Origin of the sequence: Synechococcus sp. HJ21-Hayes (assembly GCF_024345835.1) — a bacterium.
Classification (GTDB): Bacteria; Cyanobacteriota; Cyanobacteriia; order PCC-6307; family Cyanobiaceae; genus Vulcanococcus.
Genome location: NZ_JAGQBW010000021.1, coordinates 15,963 through 32,574 on the forward strand (window position 1 = coordinate 15,963; position 16,612 = coordinate 32,574).

The window sequence follows — 16,612 nt, forward strand, 5'->3', positions numbered from 1 at the left end:
TTTTTTATTGCCTGCATTCCAATGCCTTTGCCATTGAAAGCCCCGCAGGTCATGATGAGTTGACGAGATAGAAATGCTGCTTTTATGCATTAGTGCAAATGCAGTGCATTCTTTCAGTGTTTGGCGATGAAGGGATATCATGGCAATACGAGTTATTGCCCCTCAATGCCCCGCATTACCATTGCGGTGCCCGATGAAGATCATCGGGCGCTGAAGCTCTTGGGCATCCTCGAGGGCAAGAGTCTTGGTTCCATTCTTGCCGAAGCTGTTCGTTTTTACCTGAGGCATAAAGGTGCTTACGACCTAGATGTCACCTCGAAAAAGAGCTGATCTTGATCGCTGCCTGAAGGTCTTGCTTGGTGGTTGTTCCAGCTCATGATGGAGTTTGATTCCAGCCTGTTCCCTCGGCGGCTCGAGCTGGAGTTGCCGGTTGAGATGATCGAGCAGTTGGAGCAGCGGGCTGATCGTTCGGGTCGTTGTCTGGCAGAAGTGCTGGTGGAGCTGCTCTCGGCCCAGCTTGATCCCCCTGAGGGATCAGCGGAGCACCGCTGAAGGCAGGCTTCCGCTCAGGCCCAGGCGCAGGGGCTGTTGGCGGCGTATCCAGCTCCAGCAGGCCAGCGGCCCGGCCGCAAAAGCCATGGAGGCCAGGGCGTGGCGCAGCAGGGGCTGGCTGGCAATCAGGTGGCCCTGGCGTGCTTCCGCCCGTTGGAGCCGTTGCATCGCCCTGATCTCCGGTTGGCGCAGGGCCTGAATCCGCTCCAAGGTGCGATCCAGGGCCGCAGCTCCGGGTGCGGCATGAGCGCCTGCTGCGGTGTTCGCCCGCCACAGGCTGATCAACTCACGGGCGGCTACGCAGCTGTCGCGTAGGGCCATGTTGATCCCCTGGGCCCGTATCGGGCTCATCGGATGGGCCGCATCGCCCAACAGCAACAGGCCCGGCCGGTGCCACCGGGGGGCCAATCCCACCTGGACACCCAGGCGGATGGGGCCCTGCAGCGCGGGTGCCTGGGCGCGGAGGTGCTCCGCCAGCCAGGCGGGCGCGAGGGCGGCGAAGGCCTCCACCCAGGATTCACCCGGTGCCAGCGGCTCACCGGGGTGTTGCTGCACCCAGCCCAGTTGCAGCTCACCGTTGGGGGCCACAAACGCGCTGGCGATGTGGCCGCCGGCCACCAGGGTCAGGAAACAGTTGTGGAGCAGCAGGCGGGGTGGGGCAGGCATCCGAAACCACAGCACATCGATTTCGGGGCTCGAGGTTTGCAGGTGCAGTCCGGCCCGTTGGCGCACCAACGACTGGCGCCCATCGGCCCCCACCACTAGGGACCCCGCCAAGGTCTGGCCGTTGGCCAGGGTCACGCCGCTGATGCGATCGCCGCTGTGCAGCAGATCGCGCACGGCCTGGCCGGGGTACCAGCGGAGATTCGGCAACGCCACGGCCCGCTGCAGCATGGCCTCCAGCAGGGCCGCCTGGGAGACCAGGCGGCAGGGCTGCAGAGCCCCCATGGGCTCCTCAGCCTGGAACAGTTCCCGGCCCTCCAGCCAGATGCTCCAGCTCTCCAGGGGGCGTTGGGGCAACTCCTGCAGCAGAGTCCACAGCCCCATCTGGGCCAGGGCTTCGAGGCCTGAGGGCATCAGGCCGTCGCCCCGGAATTGACGGCTGAAGGAGGTGCTGGCTTCCACCAGACTCACCGGTAGGCCCGCTTCTGCCAGTTGCAGGGCCAGGCTCAGGCCTGCCGGGCCGGCTCCCACCACGATCAGCCGGTTCATGAAGTTGCCTGTGGTGCTGGAAGGTTTCGTTCCCGCAGCGCCCTTTTCGTCGCTACTCCATGGGAACGACCCGTGAACGGTTGGCCATGACGATGAACCTCTGGCGTCCCTGGATCGACGCCCACCACGGTGGCGGGGGTGCCCAGCCCGAGCGCTATGCCCTGTGTTCTCCGGGTGACCGGGTGTTCCTGGGCGTGGCCGGAGGCGATGAGCACATCGAACAGGTGGCCGATGCCCAGCAGGCCTGGACTTTTCGCACCCACGAGCGGGCCGTGGCGGCCGCTAGGCAGATCACAGCGGTGTATGGCCAGCCCGTGGATGTGGTGAAGCTGCTCTGAGCTCAAGCTTCGGGGGTTGGGGTGCTCACCAGCCGCACGCCGGAGAAGAACAGGGAGATCCCGAACAAGGTGCCCACGGCCCAGAGGCTGTCGCTGGGCCACTCGGCCACGAGCAAGCCACCCAACACCGCGGTGACCACGCCATCGGCCAGCACCAAGCCCCGGGCTTCTGCCTGGCTGGCTGCTGCTGCGGCCAGTTCCATCACCCCTTCGAAGATCAGCAGCAGACCCACGAACAGGGTGAGGCTTACTTCACTCTCCACCGGGTAGGCCACCACCCAGATGCCGGCCACCAGATAGAAGAGGCCGGAGAGGGCACGGAACACCTTGCCCTTGCTGCCCTCTGCCTGGCCGATGCGCAGCAGTTGGCTCACACCAGCCACGGCAGCGATCACGCCGATGCTGAGGGTGAGGGCTGTGGCGGAGAGGAACGGCAGGGCGATGGAGGTGGCCGCCGCCAGGAACAGCAGAACGGCAGTGATCCAGCGCAGCGTGTTGGGGTTCATGCCGAGAACACAATTGGCCCACAGATTAGGGGGGTTGTTGGCTCCTGGGCTGTGCCCTCCCTAGGGTGCCTGCAGTTCTGATTCCGTTGCCCCCAGCTCGATGGCCGCGATCTTCAGCGACAACAGCCTCACGATTGGCCGCACTCCGCTGGTGGAACTCCATCGGGTCACCGAGGGAGCCAAAGCGCGGGTGCTGGCCAAGATCGAGGGTCGTAACCCGGCCTATTCGGTGAAGTGCCGCATTGGTGCAGCCATGATCGCGGCCGCCGAACGGGATGGCCTGCTGGGCCCTGGCAAGGAAATCATCGAGCCCACCAGCGGCAACACCGGCATTGCGCTGGCCTTTGTGGCTGCCGCCAAGGGCATCCCCCTCACGCTCACCATGCCGGAAACCATGAGCCTGGAGCGGCGCAAGTTGCTCACGGCCTACGGCGCCAGGCTTGAGCTCACCGAGGGCCGGCTGGGGATGACCGGTGCCGTGAACCGGGCCAAGGAGATTGCGGCCAGTGATCGCGATCGTTATGTGCTGCTGCAGCAATTCGTGAATCCTGCCAATCCCCAGATTCACCACGACACCACCGGCCCGGAAATCTGGAATGACACCGATGGCCAGGTGGATGTGCTGGTGGCGGGTGTGGGCACCGGCGGCACCATCACCGGGGTGAGCCGTTACATCAAGACCACCCTGGGCAAGCCGCTGCTGTCCGTGGCAGTAGAGCCCAACAACAGCCCCGTGATCAGCCAGACCAAGGGCGGGCAGGCGATTCAGCCAGGGCCCCACAAGATCCAGGGCATCGGCGCTGGTTTCGTGCCGGGCAACCTCGATCTTGGTCTGCTGGATCGGGTGGAGCAGGTGAGTGATGAGGAGGCCGTGGCCATGGCCCGCCGGCTGATGAAGGAGGAGGGAATCTTGGCCGGCATCAGCTGCGGTGCAGCCACGGTGGCGGCCCTGCGCCTGGCCCAGGAAGAGGCCATGGCCGGCAAGACCATCGTGGTGGTGCTGCCGGATTCCGGCGAGCGCTATCTCAGCTCGGTGCTGTTTGAGGGCATGTTCAACGAGCGGGGCCTGCCCATGGGCTGAGCCGCAGGGGCTCAGTCCGGCAGAGGGGTGATGCTCTGGAGCCGATCATTGAGTTGCATGGCCATGGACTGGCGGCCGACGGCCAGCACTTTCAGGGTGTCTTCGTGCATGCGCAGTTGGGCATCGGCCACCTGCATGCCACGAACCAGTTCTTTGAGCTCGTCGGGCAGGGTGTTGAGGTCGTAGCGCTTGCCTTCGAAGGTGAGCACGGGGGGTTGCTGGGCTGCGGAGTCGGTCACGACGACAAACGTGTTTCAGCTTCAGGTTAAGGCGCCTTGGTGGCCTCGTCTCCGGCGGCGATCAACTTGGGCAGAGGCCGTAGCGGCCGTTTGAAGAAGAACATCAGCAGCCGCCCCACCTGGGAAGACTCCGTCATCTCCCAGCCCTCCTTGCCCAGCAGGTTGAGAAAGTATTGAAGCTGTTCGGCAGGATGCGTGAACGTCCGCTGAGCTTGGCCGGAGCCATAGAGCTCCGGAAATTCTCTGGCAATGAACTCCGGGCTAAGGGCACCGCCGAGATGTTCACTGGCCACTTGGGCATCCGGGGGCTGTGGCGGGTTCTTGCTCTCCACGTTGATGTGGATCACTCGGTATTCCCACTGGGTCATGGGCTCAACCGCTCCCTGCCTATCACATTGGTCAATGCTAGGCGCCGCGGATCAGTTGCCGCTCGCACAGATCGCGGTAGCGGCCGGGTCTGCCGATCAGGAGGTCGTGGTTGCCCTGGTCCACCACCATGCCGTTCTCGAGCACAACAATCGAATCGGCCTCCTGAACGGTGGCCAGGCGGTGGGCGATCACCAGCACCGTGCGGCCAGCCATGGCCTGATCCAGGCCCCGTTGCACCGCAGCTTCGGCCTCCGCATCCAGGGCGCTGGTGGCTTCATCCAGCAGCATCACCGCTGGATCGCCCAGCACGGCCCGGGCGATGGCCAGGCGCTGGAGCTGGCCGCCGGAGAAGTTGCTGCCCCGCTCTTCCACCCGTGCGTGGTATCCACCCGGCAGGGCCTCGATGAAACCATCGGCATTGGCCAGCCGTGCCGCCTCCTTGATCTGCTCGAGGCTGGCGGGCCGGCCAAAGGCGATCGCCTCGGCCACCGTGCCGGAAAACACATTGCTCTGCTGGGGAACCAGGGCCACGGCCTTGCGCAATTCCGCGGCCTTGAGGTCGGCCAGATCCTGGCCGTCCAACAAGACCCGGCCGCTCTGGGCACTGTTGAAGCGCAGCAGCAGGGAGAACAGGGTGCTTTTGCCAGCTCCGGATGGCCCCACGAGGGCCACCACCTGGCCCGGCGCCACCCGCAGTCTGAGCTGCTTCAACACCGGCTGGGCGGGGTCGTAGCCGAAGCTCACATCCTCCAGCACCAGCTCACCCTGCACCTGGCCGAGGGAATGGGCTCCGGCGCGGTCCGGTGGTTCGACGGCCTCCTGTTCGATCTCCCGCAAGCGCCGCAGCGAGGCCTGGCCCTGCTGGAACTCATTGAAGTTGGTCGTGAGGTGGCTGATGGGGTCAATCAGCATCAGCAGAGCGGCCACATAGCTGCTGAAGCCCTGGCCGTTGAGGTCGCCGCTCTGGATGCGGGCGGCGCCCATGAGCAGCACCGCCAGGATGCCTGCCGCTTCCAGGAATCCCACCACCGGATACTGCAGGGCCAGCAGGCGCTGGGTGCGATAGCGGGCCCTGCGGTGCAGGTCGATCTCGGTTTCAAAGCGCTGCTGCAGCCAGGGTTCCGCCGCAAAGGCGCGCACCAGGGGCAGGCCGCCAATGGCTTCCCCCAGCAGCGAGGCCAACTCACTCACCTGCTTCTGGCTGCGTTCAGCCGCGCCCATCACCTTGGCGCCGAACACACTCACCAACACCGCCACCAAGGGGGCCAGTAGCAGCGTCCCCAGCGACAGCTTCCAGTCCAGCCACACCATGTAGCCGAACACCACCACCAGCTGCAGGGCGGAGGGTGTGGTGTCCTGAATGGTCTTGTAGATCACCTCGCCCACGCGGTCGGCGTCCTCGGTGAGGCGGTAGGTGAGATCGCCGGCGGAGAGTTTCTCGAGGGCCCCGAACTCCAGGCGCTGCAGCCGGGCAAACAGCCGGCGTCGCAGTTCCTGGCTCACCTGCAGGGCGGGATCCGCCAGCAGCGTGTCCTGGCCGAATTGGGCCAGTTTTTGCAGCATGAACACCGCGAGGGCCAGGCCGATCACCCGCAGCACCTGGCCGAAATCACCGGCCCCGATGGCGGGGATCAGCTGACCCGCTAGCCAGGCCAGCAACGGCCAGCAGACCACAAACACGAGCATGCACAGGCCGCCCGCCAGCAGTGTGCGGCGGTGGGGCTGCAGCAGTGGCAGCAAACGCCGGAAGCCGGCCGAGGGGGGTGCGAGCATCGGGGCAAGCTATCAGCGCTTTTTTGGCCGACGCTCCTGAGCCCATCCGCCTCGATCAATTCCTCAAATGGCAGGGCCTTGTGGGCACTGGCGGCGAGGCCAAGCAACGCATCCAGATCGGTGAGGTGCGGGTGAACGGCTTCCAGGAAACCCGCCGGGGCCGCAAGCTCAAGCCAGGTGATCGGGTGGAGCTCTTCGGCGGCACCTTTGTCGTGCCGGAGCGCCTCGATCAGCCCTGATCGGGTCAGCCTCTAGGTTGGGGGGCTCTTAGACCCCCTTGGACGCTGTGGGCAAGGCCGTCATCGCAGGCAACTGGAAGATGCACATGACCTGTGCCGAAGCGCAGGCCTTTGCCGACGCCTTCAAGCCTCTGGTGGCTGCCCTGCCTCCTGATCGCGAAGTGGTGCTGGCGCCCCCCTTCACGGCCATCGCCACCCTGGGGGCTGCCTTGGCCGGCACCGGTATCCATGTGAGTGCCCAGAACATTCACTGGGAGGGCAAAGGCGCCTTCACTGGCATGATCTCGGCGCCGATGTTGCTCGAGCATGGGGTGAGCCACGCGATCGTGGGTCACAGCGAGCCCCGCAAGTACTACAGCGAATCCGACGAGCAGATCAACCTGAGGGCCCGGGCGGCCCAGAAGGCGGGGATGATTCCGATCCTCTGCGTTGGCGAGAGTGATTCCCAGCGGGAGGCCGGCGAGGCGGAGCGGGTGATCCGTCGCCAGGTGGAGCAGGGTATTGATGGCCTCGATGCCGCCCGCCTGATCGTGGCCTACGAGCCCATCTGGGCCATCGGCACGGGTAAAACCTGCGAGGCCGCTGAGGCCAACCGCATCTGCGGCCTGGTGCGGCAGTGGGTGGGCTACCCCGAGGTGGTGATCCAGTACGGGGGTTCGGTGAACCCCGGCAACATCGATCAACTGATGGCCCAGAGCGACATCGACGGCGTGCTGGTGGGCGGTGCTTCCCTCGATCCTGAGGGCTTTGCGCGCATCGCCAATTACCAGGTGCCCGTGGCGGCCTGATGGCCTTGCCCTGGGGCCGGCGCACCTACGTGATGGGGGTGATCAATCTCACCCCCGATTCCTTCAGCGACGGCGGCCAGTTCGATCAACCCCAGCGGGCCCTAGCCCAGGCGCGGCGGCTGGTGGCCGAAGGGGTAGACATCCTGGACCTGGGGGGGCAGAGCACCCGGCCTGGGGCCGAGGATGTGGGCGCCGAGCAGGAACTAGGGCGGGTATTACCGGCACTCAGGCTGATCCGGGAGGCCATCGCCGCCGGTGCGCTGTGCTGCCCTGCCCGCGGCGACGACCCCGCCGCCCGCCGCCCGCCGCTGATCTCCGTGGACACCTTTCGCGCCCCTGTGGCGGCGGCTGCCCTGGAAGCCGGGGCCGACTGGATCAACGATGTGAGCGGTGGCCAGCGGGATCACGCCATGCTCGCCCTCGTGGCGGCTGCGGCTTGCCCCTACGTGCTGATGCACTCCCGCGGCGACAGTTCCAGCATGGATGGCCTCACCGACTACGGCCGCGCTGGGGTGGTGGCTGGTGTGCGCGAGGCGCTGCTGGCCGCCAGCGACCGGGCTGTGGCAGCCGGCGTGAGCCCTGGCCAACTGATCTGGGATCCCGGCCTCGGCTTCGCCAAGACCAACGAGCAGAATCTGGAGCTCCTGGATGGCTTGCCGCTTCTGCGGGCTGAAGGGGTCCCGCTATTGGTGGGCCCCTCCCGCAAGCGCTTCATCGGCGCGGTGCTTGAGCAGCCCAAGGCCAAGGCACGCATTTGGGGCACGGCGGCTGTGGTGGCCAAGTGCGTGGCAGGAGGGGCTGATGTGGTGCGGGTCCACGACGGCAAGCCGATGGTGGACACCGCACGGATGGCTGACGCCCTGTGGCGCCGGCCTTAGGTGGTGACGCCCTCGATCCTGTCTTCGATCTCCTGGTAGATCTCCTGCAGTTGTTGGATGTTCTCGTCGGAGGTTTCCCAGTAACCGCGGCCGTTCACCTCCAGCAGGGTGCCCACGATGCGGCGGAAGCTGTGGGGGTTGAGATCCATCAGCCGCTGGCGCATCTCCGGGTCGTTGATGAAGGTGTCGTTGGCCTCTTCGTACACGAAGTTGTCCACGGCACCGCTGGTGGCACTCCAACCCAGGGTGAAGTTGAGCCGCTTAGCCACTTCCCGCACGCCCTCGTAGCCGGAGTTGAGCATGCCCTCGTACCACTTGGGGTTGAGCAGCTTGGTGCGCGAATCCAGGCGGATGGTCTCGCTCAGGGAGCGCACCTGGGCATTGGCGGTGGTGGTGTCCGCGATGTAGCTGGATGGCGCCTTGCCGTCGTCCCGCAGGCCCTGGATGAGTTTGGTGGGGTCGGAATCGAAGTAGTGGCTCACATCGGTGAGCGAAATCTCCGCTGAATCCAGGTTCTGGAAGGTCACGTCGGCGGTTTTCATCGCCGATTCGAACACTTCGCGGTTCTGGTTCATCTCACCGGGGTTGTCGGCGTTGAAGGCGAAGGTTTTGCGGGAGAGATACATCTCCTGCAGTTCGTTCTCCTCCTCCCAGGTGCTGTTCTCCACCGCCAGGTTCACGTTGGAGCTGTAGCTGCCGCTGGCGTTGGAGAACACCCGGGTGGCGGCATCCCGCAGGGAAACCCCCTGTGCCTCCGCCTGTTCCTGGGCGTGACGACGCACGAAGTTCATCTCCAGGGGCTCGTCCGCCTCGGCGGCCATCTTCACGCCCTGGTCGATTAGGGCCATCTGGTTGATGAACAGATCGCGGAACACGCCGCTGCAATTCACCACCACATCGATGCGGGGGCGGCCCAGCTCCTCCAGCGGGATCAGTTCGAGCTTGTTCACCCTGCCCAGGGAGTCGGGCACGGGCCGCACGCCGATGAACCAGAGGATCTGGGCCAGGGATTCGCCGTAGGTCTTGATGTTGTCAGTGCCCCAGAGAACGCAGGCGATGGTTTCAGGCCAGGTGCCCTGTTCGGCCTTCTGGCGTTCGATTAGCCGGTCCACCACCACCTTGGCCGCTGCAATCGCGGCGCGGGTGGGGATCGATTGGGGATCCAGGGCGTGGATGTTCTTGCCGCTGGGCAGCACGCCCGGGTTGCGGATTGGGTCGCCGCCGGGGCCGGGCAGCACGTATTCGCCATCGAGGGCCTTGAGCAGGCTCTCCATTTCCATGTCGGCGCAGATCTGCTCCAGGCAGAAGCGCAGGTAGCCGAACAGTTTGTCGAGCTCGACCTGGTCCACCTCGCCGAACCCTGCGGAGCGGCAGGCGCTCAGCCAGGGGCTGGGAAGTTTGAAGCCGAAGCGCTCCAGGAGGTTGAAGAACCAGCCGAAGTTGTCCCGCAGGGTCACCCGGCCATCGGCTCCGGTGACGGCCTTCACCATGGAACCCACGGCGGCGCGGCACACCTCGGTGATGGTGCGGTTGAGCTCCACGTCGGCGAGCACGCCGTCGTCGTTGCCCTTGTACACATCGGCAATCGTGCGCCCACGGCTCTCGGCCAGCAGGGCAGGCAGGGAGCGCAGGCCATCTTCATCGCGCTCTAGGGCGGCGATGTTCACCAGGGTGGCGATCGCCTCCTCAGCGGTTGGGGGCTTGCCGATGGTGTGCAGGCCGCAGGGCAGCAGCCGGCTCTCGATCTCCATGAGCTGGCGGTACACCGCACCCACCACGCCGTCGCGGGCATCGAGATCGATCTCAGAGGCGTCAACCTCAGGCAGCACCACGTCCTTGTCGAGGTTGCACTGGCGCGCTGTTTCCACGATCGCGTTCACGATTTGCACGCCTCTGGAGCCCTCACGCAGCTGCTGGTAGGAGCCCACCAGTTCGCCCAGCTCTTTGAGGCCGCGATAGAGCCCGGCGTTCTCGGCCGGCGGGGTGAGGTAGCTGATGGTGGAGGCGTAGCCACGCCGCTTGGCGATGGTGGCTTCGCTGGGATTGTTGGCGGCGTAGTAATAGAGGTTGGGCAGGGCACCGATCAGTGAATCGGGGTAGCAGGTTTCGCTCATACCCATCTGCTTGCCCGGCATGAACTCCAGCGAGCCGTGGGTGCCGAAGTGCAGCACCGCATCGGCCTGCCACACTTTCTCCAGATAGGTGTAGTAGGCCGCAAAGCCGTGGTGGGGGCTGGCGCTGCGGGAGTAGAGCAGGCGCATGGGGTCACCCTCGTAGCCGAAGGTGGGCTGCACGCCAACGAACACGTTGCCGAAGTGGCGGCCGTAGATCAGGAGGTTGGTGCCGTCGCTGTTCAGGTTGCCGGGGGGCTTGCCCCAGTTCTCCTCGAGGCGCTCGGAATAGGGGGTGAGGCGCTCGTATTCCTCCACGCTCATGCGATGGGCGATCGACAGCTCCGGTGCACCCTGAAGGGCTTCCGGGTCGTTGATCACCGCCTCCATTAGGGCCTTGGAATCGCGGGGCAGATCGCGCACGTCATAGCCCTTGGCCTTCATCTCCTCGAGTACCCGGTAGATCGAGCCGAACACATCGAGGTAGGCGGCGGTGCCCACGTTGCCCTTGTCGGGCGGGAAGCTGAACACGGTGATCGCCAGCTTCTTGTCGGCCCGGGGCTTCACCCGCAGGGAGGCCCAGCGGATGGCCCGTTCAGCGATGGCATCCACCCGGTCCTGCAGGGTGTGAGCTTTGCCCGTGGCATCGTCACGGCCGGAGAGCACGATCGGTTCAATGGCCCCATCCAGTTCCGGGATGGCGATCTGCAGGGCCACCTGCACGGGGTGCAGCCCCAGATCACTGTCTTCCCATTCCTGGGTGGTCTGGAACACCAGGGGCAGGGCCACCATGTAGGGCCGGTTGAGCTTCTTCAGTACCTCAATGGCCTTGGGGTGGTCCTGGCGGGCCGGGCCCCCCACCAGGGCGAAACCGGTGAGCGACACCACCCCATCCACCAGGGGAACGTCGGGATTGATCGGGTCATAGAAGAAGGCATTCACCGGCTTGGTGAAGTCGAGCCCGCCGCAGAACACCGGAATCACGGTGGCGCCGCGGTATTCGAGTTCCTGAATCACCGCCACGTAGTGGGCTTCATCGCCGGTCACGATGTGGCTGCGCTGCAGCACCAGGCCGATCACTGGGCCCTTGCGCGCGGCATCGGAGAGATCGCTGCGGCTGGCGGTCCAGTTGAGGTATTCCTTGAGGTCTTCGAACATCCCTGGCGCCAAGGGATGCCAGATGCCCAGATCGGGGAACACTTCGGGGTCGGCCACCTGCAGCTCGGGGCGGTCGCTGTCTCCCCTGGGGAACACGTACTTATCTGCCAGCATCAGCAGGAAGTTCCGCAGGTTGTCCGGGGTCCCGCCCAGCCAGTACTGGAACGACACCATGAAGGAGCGGGCGTCCTGGGCCTTCTCCACTGGCAGGTACTTCAACACCGTGGGCAGGGTGTTGAGCAGCTTGAGCATCGCGTCTTGGAAACCGGCGCCGCCGGCTTCCTTCCGCTTCTTCATGAAGCCGGCGATGGCACTCTTGCTCTGGCCTAGCTGGGCCATGGAGAAGGTGCCGAGCTTGTTGAGGCGCATCACCTCCGGCATGGAGGGGAACACCACGGCAGCCTTGAGCCGGTCGCGGTGGGGGGCCACAGCCTCCACTACCTTCTGGGCTAGGTCCTCGATGAAGATCAGCGAGGCGATGAATACATCGGCTTCGGCCACATCGGCGCAGAAGTCGGCGTAGTTCTGGGGGTCCCGCAGCTCCTCGATCAGATAGCCGCTGAGGTCAACTGCCAGGGGGCCGTTCTGGTCGTTGAGGGAGGTGGCGGCCTGGGTGAGGGCGTTCTGGTACTGGGGCTCCAGCACCACATACACCGCCCTCATCACGGCCCGTCCGTTCACCTCCGCGGGGCTGATGCGGCGGGAGGAGGAGCGGACCTGCGTGAACATGCGCGCTGATTGAGCAATGTGAAGGAGCCTACGAAGCCCGGGGCGCCTGTGCGAGGGGAAACGGCAAGGATTTACAAGGGATCGCCTGGGCCGGCCCATAGGCTCAGCTCCTCTGCGTGCCGCCCCATGACCACTGCTTCAGCCCCCAGTTCAGCCCCCATTGCTGTGGTGGTGGCTGGCGCCCTTGGTCGGATGGGCGCCGAGGTGGTGAAGGCGGTCACCGCCGCTGGCGACTGCCGCCTGATCGGGGCCATCGACACCACGTTGGGCAAAGAGGGTGCGGATCTGGGCCTGGAGCTTGGCCTCGGTGAGCTGGATGTAGCGATCACCAGCGATTTCGAGGGGTGTCTGTGCCAGGCGAGTCAGGCCGTGCGCAACGACGGACCCGGCGCCGGGGCGGTTCTGGTGGATTTCACCCACCCCTCGGTGGTGTACGAGCACACCCGTGCCGCCATCGCCTATGGCGTGCACCCGGTGATCGGCACCACGGGGCTGAGTCCCCAGCAGTTGCAGGAGCTGGCCAGCTTCTCGGAGAAGGCCTCCGTGGGAGGGGCCGTGATCCCCAATTTCTCGGTGGGCATGGTGTTGCTGCAGCAGGCCGCCGCCGCCGCCGCTCGCTTCTACGACTTCGCCGAACTCACGGAACTGCACCACAACCGCAAGGCCGATGCCCCCAGCGGCACCTGCATCAAGACCGCCGAACTCATGGAGGAGCTGGGCAAGAGCTTCAACCCCCTCCAGGTGGAGGAGCACGAAACCCTGGCCGGCTGCCGTGGTGGGCAGCGGGAGAGCGGCCTGCGGCTCCATTCGATCCGCCTGCCGGGCCTGGTGGCCCACCAGGAGGTGATGTTCGGTGCCCCGGGTGAGACCTACACCCTGCGCCACGACACCATCGATCGTTCCGCCTACATGCCGGGCGTCTTGCTCACGGTGCGCAAGGTGCGCCAGCTGGCCGGACTCGTGTACGGCCTGGAGCGGTTGCTCTGAGCCAGCCCCGGCTGCCGTTCACGGCCATGGTTCGTATTGTCCCGTGGTTGCCAGGCATGGCGCCATGCTGATCCCCCTCAAGCCAGGCGAGCTGCTGCGGCTGATCCCGGCGGTGGCCACCGGGCCCCAGTTCAACGCCTGCAGCGGCAGCCCCCAGAAGCTGCTGCAGCGCATCTTCATCTCGGTGATCGGGGGGGTGATCACCCTGTTGATCAGCCAGGGGGTGGCCATGTCCAGCCAGGCGGCGCCGATCGCCCTGGTGGCGGGCTTTGTGTTTCTGCTCTACGTGCTGTGGGGCCCGATCGTCGAGGCCGGTCGTAAGAACGCCACCCTGCGGCGCTATCCCGCGGCCGCCATTTTTGAAGGTGAGGTGGCGGACTTCTACACCCGGGAGCTGGTGGAGGGTCGCCAGGAAACCACCGACAAGCAGGGGCACTTGGAGCTGGTAGAGAACCGCCGCACCTGGTTGTGCCTCGAGCTGGAAGACGAGGAGGGTTACCTGGGCAGCATTCGGTTTCCCTACGACAAAAAGCACAAGACGATTCGCCGCGGCATGGTGGTGCGCTGCCTGGTGCTGAGCGAGCGCAAGGACTTTTCGCGCATCGGAGCGCTCAGTGATGCCTGGCTGCCGCAGCTGAAGCTCTGGGTGGGGGAGTATCCGTTTCTGCTGCGACCTGCCTTTGAGGAGCTCTGCCTGAAGCGCCTGCGCTGACGGGTGCCGGAATGCCGCAGTCATGCTGCGTTACACCGCGCAATATTGCGTTACAATTCAGGTATTCCTCTGTATCCCTCCCATGGTCCAAGCCAATCCTTCTTCCCCTGCCGTGATCCGCGGCGCCACCGTGACTGAAGAAGATGGTGGCCGTCTGAATGCCTTCGCCACCGAGCCCCGCATGCAGGTGGTGGACGTGGAAAGCGGCTGGGGCTTCCACGAGCGGGCCGAAAAGCTGAATGGCCGCATGGCCATGCTGGGCTTCATTGCCCTGATCGCCACGGAACTCGCCCTCGGCGGCGAAGCCTTCACCCGTGGCCTGCTCGGCATCGGCTGATCTTCCAGCTCCCTTCTGATCCCAGCGGGATCATCCACGGCCGCAGCACACTTCCGTGCTGCGGTTTTTTATGGACTGCACCGTGTTGGCATTGGCCATGAACCAGCAGAGTTTGCGGGCACGGGTGCATGGGGCTGGCCCCACGGGCTTGTTGGCGGCCCTGGCCCTGGCCCAGGCCGGTTGGCGGGTGCAGCTGCTGGATCCCCTCTCGCCCGCGGTCCTGCGCCAGCGCAGCCGGGCCTATGCCCTCACCCATTCCAGCCGGGAGTTGCTGGAGCGCCTGGATCTCTGGCAGCCGCTGCTGCCCCATCTGGCGCCATTTCGACGCCTGGAACTGTGTGATCAGGCCACACACCTGCAGGTGCCCTTCACCCTGGAGGATCTGGGCCCTCGGGACGATCATCCCTCGGCCCAGGCGGTGGGCTGGATCCTGCAGCACACCCCGCTGATGACCCTGCTGCTGGATCGGGCGGCTGGGGAGCCTGCTATCGCCCTGGCCCTGGGCGCTCCGTTGCCTGAGGTCGGGCCCGTAGAGCTGGTGGTGGCGGCCGATGGCAGTGCTTCGCCCACCCGCCGCAGCGCTGGGCTGTACTTGTTGGCGCGGCCCTACCGGCAAGGCTGCCTCACGGTGCAGGTTCGGCTGCGCGGCTCGGCTGAGGATCAGGCCTGGGAGCTGTTCCGTCCAGAGGGTCCGTTTGCGGTGCTGCCCCTGGGGGGGGATGCCTTCCAGCTGGTCTGGAGTGCGCCTGCCGACAGGCTGCGGCGCCTGGAGGCCCTAGATCCGGTGGCGTTTCTCGAGGCCCTCAGCGCGGCCCTGCCCGCCGCGCTGCAGCCCGAGGTGTTGCTGGATCAGCCCCGCGTCTTCCCCGTGGGCCTGGAACTGGCCTGGCCCCTGCGTCGCGGATCCCTGGTGCTCGTGGGCGAGGCGGCCCACCGTTGCCATCCGGTCGGCGGGCAGGGGCTCAATCTTTGCTGGCGTGACGTGGCGGTGCTGCACAGCCTGGCTGGACGTGCCGCCGCAGGGCGCCTCAGGCCATCGCGGCTGCCGGCGGCCTACGCCTGGCGCCGCTGGCCCGATTTGCTGCTGATCCTGCTGGCCACCGACGCGTTGGTGCGCCTGTTCTCCAACCGCAATCGGTGGCTGCTGCCAGTGCGGCGGTTGGCGCTGACGCTGTTGGGCCGGCTGCCCTGGTTGCGGCGCCTCAGCCTGGCGGCCATGACCGATGGCCCCGGTGGCTCCTTGCGGGCCTGACCCACCGCGGGCAGCATGCCTCCATGGTGATCAGCACCTCACCCCAGCCACCCCCCAGCCCAGCGCTGCTGCGCTACCTACGCCAGGAGTTGGCCATGAGTGATAGTGCCCTCGGCCTGGGCCTCAAGCAGGCCCAGCTGGAGCAGGCCCCCTTGCCCGTGGTGCTGTGGCGTTTCGGGTTGATCAGCCTGGAGCAGCTGGATCAGGTGCTGGTGTGGCTGACTAGCACCGATCTGTGATGTGGCCTCAGTAGACGATCAGCGAGTCCACCGGCACGTCGGCCGGGAGTTTGGCTTGGCCGCCCAGGTCGGCCAGCTCCACCACAAAGGCAAAACCGCAAAGGCTTCCTCCCACGCGTGTGACCAGTTCCGCGCAGGCGCCGGCGGTGCCGCCGGTGGCCAGTAGGTCGTCCACGATCAGCACCCGGGGCTTGTGCTCAAAGCCATCGGGAATGATCTCCAGGCGATCTGTGCCGTATTCCAGGCTGTAATCCACGCCGATCACGTTGCCGGGCAGCTTGCCGGGTTTGCGTACCGGGCTGAAGCCGATCTGCTGGGCCGTGGCCAGGGCCGTGCCCACGATGAAGCCCCGCGACTCAATCCCCACGATCAGATCGGGCTGCAGCCGATCACACACGTCGCCCAGCTGCCGCATCACTTCCTGCCAGGCTGCGGCGTGGCGCATCAGCGGCGTGATATCCCGAAAGAGGATGCCAGGTTTGGGGAAGTCGGGGATGTCCCGCACCATCCCGCGCAGATCGATCGCGGCCATGGTCGACGAAGAGGCGCCACAGCTGGCAGTATCGCAGCCATGACCCAAGCCCCAGAGCAGCGCCCCTCCCCGCTTTCCCGGCGAGGCCTTGAGCGTCTCGACTTACTGCTGCTCTGCACCGAAGCCCTCGATCTCAACGGTGGCGAGGCGATGGTGTGGCTGAGCGAAGAGATGGGCTACACCAGCCTGTTCCCCAATCGCGTGGAGCTGTGGAAGCGGCGCTGCTACAACCCCCTGCGCCGCACCACCCGCCGAGGGGCCCTGGTGGAGCAGGAAACCGATGCCTTGATTCGGATCCTCAACGCCCTGGCCGATCGCCTCTACCCCATGCTGCGCAGCCTTCTCTCCAGCGCTGAGCCCCCGGAGATTACCGAGCAGCGCTGGGGCTTGTTCCGCAGCCGCCTGGCGGAATTGATCAAGGAGCGCTTCAACCTGCGGCGTGGCGGCGTCCAGCGCCTGCTTGATCCCGTGGAAGGCCGCGCCCTCAGCCGCCAACTGGTGCAGGCCCTCGCCTTCAGCGCCGGCCCCGGTGGCTTCGAGCGCCTCAAGGCCAGCCTTCAAGACGCGGCAGCCTGATCCC

20 protein-coding genes are annotated in these 16,612 nt (G+C 65.9%); 13 read left to right on the forward strand and 7 right to left on the reverse strand.

All coding sequences use genetic code 11. The features are described from left to right. Positions 1-165 precede the first annotated feature (165 nt). Together KBZ14_RS13805 and KBZ14_RS13810 are read left to right on the forward strand one after the other, a co-directional pair. Positions 166-330 carry a hypothetical protein gene (locus tag KBZ14_RS13805; RefSeq protein WP_255118922.1) on the forward strand — a complete coding sequence of 55 codons (165 nt, stop codon included), beginning with the start codon at positions 166-168 and terminating at the stop codon, positions 328-330. A gap of 48 nt (positions 331-378) precedes the next feature. After that, positions 379-552, forward strand: a complete 174-nt coding sequence (locus KBZ14_RS13810; protein WP_255118923.1) for a hypothetical protein — start codon at positions 379-381, stop codon at positions 550-552. Here KBZ14_RS13810 and KBZ14_RS13815 read toward each other — a convergent pair. Then, a complete protein-coding gene (locus KBZ14_RS13815; RefSeq protein WP_255118924.1) occupies positions 535-1,764 on the reverse strand; it encodes an FAD-dependent oxidoreductase in 1,230 nt (409 codons plus the stop codon). The genes KBZ14_RS13810 and KBZ14_RS13815 overlap by 18 nt on opposite strands. 59 nt (positions 1,765-1,823) lie before the next feature. On the opposite strand from KBZ14_RS13815, the gene KBZ14_RS13820 reads away from it, so the two are divergent. Further along, positions 1,824-2,102 (forward strand): hypothetical protein, encoded by a 279-nt coding sequence (locus KBZ14_RS13820; RefSeq protein ID WP_255118925.1) that lies wholly within the window; start codon positions 1,824-1,826, stop codon positions 2,100-2,102. 2 nt (positions 2,103-2,104) lie between these two features. Here KBZ14_RS13820 and KBZ14_RS13825 read toward each other — a convergent pair whose 3' ends face one another. Further along, positions 2,105-2,608: an HdeD family acid-resistance protein gene (locus KBZ14_RS13825; RefSeq protein WP_255118926.1), complete on the reverse strand. Its 504-nt coding sequence runs from the start codon at positions 2,606-2,608 to the stop codon at positions 2,105-2,107. Positions 2,609-2,708: 100 nt separating this feature from the next. Here KBZ14_RS13825 and cysK point away from each other — a divergent pair, with 100 nt between their 5' ends. Next, positions 2,709-3,689 (forward strand): cysteine synthase A, encoded by a 981-nt coding sequence (cysK, locus tag KBZ14_RS13830; RefSeq protein WP_255118927.1) that lies wholly within the window; start codon positions 2,709-2,711, stop codon positions 3,687-3,689. A gap of 11 nt (positions 3,690-3,700) precedes the next feature. On the opposite strand, the gene KBZ14_RS13835 is transcribed toward cysK, so the two are convergent. Genes KBZ14_RS13835 through KBZ14_RS13845 form a run of 3 tightly spaced genes read right to left on the reverse strand, consistent with a single transcriptional unit; the run spans position 3,701 to position 6,070 of the window. Next, positions 3,701-3,928: a DUF6447 family protein gene (locus KBZ14_RS13835; RefSeq protein WP_255118928.1), complete on the reverse strand. Its 228-nt coding sequence runs from the start codon at positions 3,926-3,928 to the stop codon at positions 3,701-3,703. 26 nt (positions 3,929-3,954) lie between these two features. Then, the gene (locus KBZ14_RS13840) at positions 3,955-4,296 is read right to left on the reverse strand and encodes a hypothetical protein (RefSeq protein WP_255118929.1); all 342 of its coding nucleotides are present in this window, start codon (positions 4,294-4,296) and stop codon (positions 3,955-3,957) included. Positions 4,297-4,333: 37 nt separating this feature from the next. After that, positions 4,334-6,070, reverse strand: coding sequence for an ABC transporter ATP-binding protein (locus KBZ14_RS13845; RefSeq protein WP_255118930.1), 1,737 nt, complete (start codon positions 6,068-6,070; stop codon positions 4,334-4,336). Between the two features lie 44 nt (positions 6,071-6,114). Between KBZ14_RS13845 and KBZ14_RS13850 the strand changes: the two genes are divergently transcribed. The 3 genes from KBZ14_RS13850 to folP are packed head-to-tail and all read left to right on the forward strand — an operon-like array spanning position 6,115 to position 7,975. After that, the gene (locus KBZ14_RS13850; protein ID WP_255118957.1) at positions 6,115-6,309 is read left to right on the forward strand and encodes an RNA-binding S4 domain-containing protein; all 195 of its coding nucleotides are present in this window, start codon (positions 6,115-6,117) and stop codon (positions 6,307-6,309) included. Between the two features lie 47 nt (positions 6,310-6,356). After that, the gene (gene tpiA / locus KBZ14_RS13855; protein WP_255118931.1) at positions 6,357-7,097 is read left to right on the forward strand and encodes a triose-phosphate isomerase; all 741 of its coding nucleotides are present in this window, start codon (positions 6,357-6,359) and stop codon (positions 7,095-7,097) included. Continuing rightward, positions 7,097-7,975 carry a dihydropteroate synthase gene (gene folP, locus KBZ14_RS13860; RefSeq protein ID WP_255118932.1) on the forward strand — a complete coding sequence of 293 codons (879 nt, stop codon included), beginning with the start codon at positions 7,097-7,099 and terminating at the stop codon, positions 7,973-7,975. Before tpiA ends, folP begins: the two co-directional genes overlap by 1 nt. Here the strand turns inward: folP and KBZ14_RS13865 are convergent. Continuing rightward, a complete protein-coding gene (locus KBZ14_RS13865; RefSeq protein ID WP_255118933.1) occupies positions 7,972-11,973 on the reverse strand; it encodes a magnesium chelatase subunit H in 4,002 nt (1,333 codons plus the stop codon). The genes folP and KBZ14_RS13865 overlap by 4 nt on opposite strands. Before the next feature lie 126 nt (positions 11,974-12,099). Here KBZ14_RS13865 and dapB point away from each other — a divergent pair, with 126 nt between their 5' ends. The 5 genes from dapB to KBZ14_RS13890 all read left to right on the forward strand — a co-directional run bounded on the left by dapB (position 12,100) and on the right by KBZ14_RS13890 (position 15,500). Continuing rightward, the gene (gene dapB, locus KBZ14_RS13870; RefSeq protein ID WP_255118934.1) at positions 12,100-12,960 is read left to right on the forward strand and encodes a 4-hydroxy-tetrahydrodipicolinate reductase; all 861 of its coding nucleotides are present in this window, start codon (positions 12,100-12,102) and stop codon (positions 12,958-12,960) included. A gap of 64 nt (positions 12,961-13,024) precedes the next feature. Further along, entirely contained in the window at positions 13,025-13,672 is a 648-nt protein-coding gene (locus tag KBZ14_RS13875) for a DUF8619 family protein (RefSeq protein ID WP_255118935.1), read from the forward strand. 82 nt (positions 13,673-13,754) lie between these two features. Continuing rightward, positions 13,755-14,009 (forward strand): high light inducible protein, encoded by a 255-nt coding sequence (locus KBZ14_RS13880; protein WP_255118936.1) that lies wholly within the window; start codon positions 13,755-13,757, stop codon positions 14,007-14,009. Between the two features lie 97 nt (positions 14,010-14,106). Further along, positions 14,107-15,261, forward strand: a complete 1,155-nt coding sequence (locus KBZ14_RS13885) for an FAD-dependent monooxygenase (protein ID WP_255118937.1) — start codon at positions 14,107-14,109, stop codon at positions 15,259-15,261. A 23-nt stretch (positions 15,262-15,284) separates the two neighbouring features. After that, positions 15,285-15,500: a DUF2949 domain-containing protein gene (locus KBZ14_RS13890; protein WP_255118938.1), complete on the forward strand. Its 216-nt coding sequence runs from the start codon at positions 15,285-15,287 to the stop codon at positions 15,498-15,500. A gap of 7 nt (positions 15,501-15,507) precedes the next feature. Here KBZ14_RS13890 and KBZ14_RS13895 read toward each other — a convergent pair whose 3' ends face one another. Next, positions 15,508-16,032, reverse strand: coding sequence for an adenine phosphoribosyltransferase (locus tag KBZ14_RS13895; protein WP_255118939.1), 525 nt, complete (start codon positions 16,030-16,032; stop codon positions 15,508-15,510). A 39-nt stretch (positions 16,033-16,071) separates the two neighbouring features. Between KBZ14_RS13895 and KBZ14_RS13900 the strand changes: the two genes are divergently transcribed. Next, complete coding sequence (locus tag KBZ14_RS13900; RefSeq protein ID WP_255118940.1) at positions 16,072-16,608, forward strand: DUF3038 domain-containing protein; 537 nt, start codon at positions 16,072-16,074, stop codon at positions 16,606-16,608. Positions 16,609-16,612 lie beyond the last annotated feature (4 nt).

Bases quoted from the DNA above. Each gene is read 5' to 3' on its own strand.
- KBZ14_RS13865 (WP_255118933.1), bottom strand. From the start codon at position 11,973: ATGTTCACGCAGGTCCGCTCCTCCTCCCGCCGCATCAGCCCCGCGGAG.
- KBZ14_RS13845 (WP_255118930.1), bottom strand. From the start codon at position 6,070: ATGCTCGCACCCCCCTCGGCCGGCTTCCGGCGTTTGCTGCCACTGCTG.
- KBZ14_RS13805 (WP_255118922.1), top strand. From the start codon at position 166: ATGCCCCGCATTACCATTGCGGTGCCCGATGAAGATCATCGGGCGCTG.
- cysK (WP_255118927.1), top strand. From the start codon at position 2,709: ATGGCCGCGATCTTCAGCGACAACAGCCTCACGATTGGCCGCACTCCG.
- KBZ14_RS13840 (WP_255118929.1), bottom strand. From the start codon at position 4,296: ATGACCCAGTGGGAATACCGAGTGATCCACATCAACGTGGAGAGCAAG.
- KBZ14_RS13885 (WP_255118937.1), top strand. From the start codon at position 14,107: ATGAACCAGCAGAGTTTGCGGGCACGGGTGCATGGGGCTGGCCCCACG.
- KBZ14_RS13810 (WP_255118923.1), top strand. From the start codon at position 379: ATGGAGTTTGATTCCAGCCTGTTCCCTCGGCGGCTCGAGCTGGAGTTG.
- folP (WP_255118932.1), top strand. From the start codon at position 7,097: ATGGCCTTGCCCTGGGGCCGGCGCACCTACGTGATGGGGGTGATCAAT.
- KBZ14_RS13820 (WP_255118925.1), top strand. From the start codon at position 1,824: ATGGGAACGACCCGTGAACGGTTGGCCATGACGATGAACCTCTGGCGT.
- KBZ14_RS13900 (WP_255118940.1), top strand. From the start codon at position 16,072: ATGACCCAAGCCCCAGAGCAGCGCCCCTCCCCGCTTTCCCGGCGAGGC.
- KBZ14_RS13875 (WP_255118935.1), top strand. From the start codon at position 13,025: ATGCTGATCCCCCTCAAGCCAGGCGAGCTGCTGCGGCTGATCCCGGCG.
- KBZ14_RS13890 (WP_255118938.1), top strand. From the start codon at position 15,285: ATGGTGATCAGCACCTCACCCCAGCCACCCCCCAGCCCAGCGCTGCTG.
- KBZ14_RS13815 (WP_255118924.1), bottom strand. From the start codon at position 1,764: ATGAACCGGCTGATCGTGGTGGGAGCCGGCCCGGCAGGCCTGAGCCTG.
- KBZ14_RS13880 (WP_255118936.1), top strand. From the start codon at position 13,755: ATGGTCCAAGCCAATCCTTCTTCCCCTGCCGTGATCCGCGGCGCCACC.
- KBZ14_RS13895 (WP_255118939.1), bottom strand. From the start codon at position 16,032: ATGGCCGCGATCGATCTGCGCGGGATGGTGCGGGACATCCCCGACTTC.
- dapB (WP_255118934.1), top strand. From the start codon at position 12,100: ATGACCACTGCTTCAGCCCCCAGTTCAGCCCCCATTGCTGTGGTGGTG.
- KBZ14_RS13825 (WP_255118926.1), bottom strand. From the start codon at position 2,608: ATGAACCCCAACACGCTGCGCTGGATCACTGCCGTTCTGCTGTTCCTG.